The organism is Paenibacillus sp. P4_E11 (genome assembly GCF_056401635.1).
Genome location: NZ_JBFUIX010000507.1, coordinates 1 through 1,231, shown reverse-complemented (window position 1 = coordinate 1,231; position 1,231 = coordinate 1). Strand labels below are relative to the sequence as shown.

At 48.9% G+C, this 1,231-nt stretch carries 1 protein-coding gene; it reads left to right on the top strand.

Features of this window, described 5'->3' with window-relative positions; translation table 11 throughout:
• Positions 1-1,231, top strand: a 1,231-nt coding sequence (locus tag AC1DWB_RS35555; protein WP_477545773.1) for an Ig-like domain-containing protein, incomplete at both ends; no start/stop codon positions are given.

Genomic DNA, 1,231 nt, shown 5'->3' with positions numbered 1-1,231 from the left:
ATAACCGTTCGTCGCAGGATATTGAAATTAATGTTAACAGTGTTAATTTAAACAGCATCACTGCGCCTGCCTCGGTATCTGCGAACAACGGAACGGCCAAGACAGCGGAAGCTCTTGGATTGCCCACAAAAGTAATTCTTGCAACCGATGGAGGAAATGTGGATGCAAGTGTGAATTGGGATTTAAGCGGCGTTAGCTACGATCCGGCTATCAAGACGGTGCAGACCTTCTCGGTGCCAGGGACCGTAACCCTGCMTCTCGGAGTTGATAACCCGAACAGCGTTCCATTGACAACAAGCATTAACGTAACTGTTAAAGCAGCTGGAGTAGCTGCCGGCCAAATAACACTAGACAAATCCCAGTACATCCAAGGGGAAGCCATTACCCTATCCTATGCTGGGGCAGCGTTAAACGGGAAAGATTGGGTCGGCATCTACAGAACCGGAGCTGTTCCTCCAGGTGCTGGTGTATCTTTGATATGGAGTTATTTAAAGTCTGGATCCGGAAGAGTTAGTTTAAACAATGGACTGGCTCCTGGCACTTATGATGCACTCTTTTTGCTCAATGACGGTTATACGGTAGTGGATCGCAAGACATTCCAAGTCGTTCAACGCGTCCCTGTGAGCGGGGTGACTCTTGATCAACAGAACGTAACAATGACTCAAGGCGAAACCAGAACATTAACAGCTGCCGTTACGCCCGCGAATGCGAACGATTCCCGAGTATCGTGGATAAGCAGCGACCCAACTGTTGTATCTATAAACTCAACAGGAAGCAGCGCTTCGCTGATCGGCAATCGTCCTGGGACGGCGACAGTGACGGTCAAAACTTTAGATGGGAATTTTACGGCTTCTGCGAATGTTACAGTGAACCCAATTGAACATCAACCGCCAACGACAACGGATAATGCGCCAAGCGGCTGGGTCAATCAAGATGTCACTGTAACCTTAAGCGCGAGCGATAACGAATCGGGTGTAGCCAATACCTACTACACGGTAGACGATGGCGCTGAGCAAACGGGAACTTCCGTTGTATTGTCGGAAGAAGGCGTGCATAAGCTTGTATATTGGAGTGTAGACAAAGCAGGCAACGTGGAACAAGCACATACAGTATCCGTTAGCATCGACAAGACAGCTCCGTCGATCGCGGTGTCCGTACCGGGAGATAACAGTATCTATAAAGATTCCGTGGATTTGACGCCTCAGATTGCATGGACGGATAACTTGTCGGG